Source organism: Pseudomonas sp. BJa5, from assembly GCF_030272875.2.
Classification (GTDB): domain Bacteria; phylum Pseudomonadota; class Gammaproteobacteria; order Pseudomonadales; family Pseudomonadaceae; genus Aquipseudomonas.
The window spans coordinates 1-231 of the sequence record NZ_JALRNG020000247.1 but is presented as its reverse complement, the minus strand read 5'-3'; the positions used below and the strand labels follow the sequence as shown (position 1 = coordinate 231).

The 231-nt window shown below is 60.2% G+C and carries 1 protein-coding gene; it reads right to left on the bottom strand.

Going from position 1 to position 231, the window contains the following annotated elements; all coding sequences use genetic code 11:
• Positions 1-12 precede the first annotated feature (12 nt).
• Positions 13-231: hypothetical protein (locus tag M2D63_RS26195; protein ID WP_285865933.1), on the bottom strand; the 219-nt coding region annotated here is incomplete at its 5' end.

Below are 231 nucleotides of genomic sequence, written 5' to 3'. Positions count from 1 at the left end.
CAGGCTCAGGATTTAGAAGGCGTAGCGGGCGCCGATCTGGAAGGTCCGCGTGGGGAACAGCACTGCCGAAGGCCGACCGAAGTTCGGATTCGGGTTCGTCGCCGAGCCCGTCCCGCCGTCGAAGCCCGTGTAGTTCTTGAAGTTGAAGACGTTGATGGCGTCGACATAGACGGACAGTTCGCCCGCGCCTGGCACATTGAAGTTCTTCGTCAGTCGAAGATCCAGGTTACG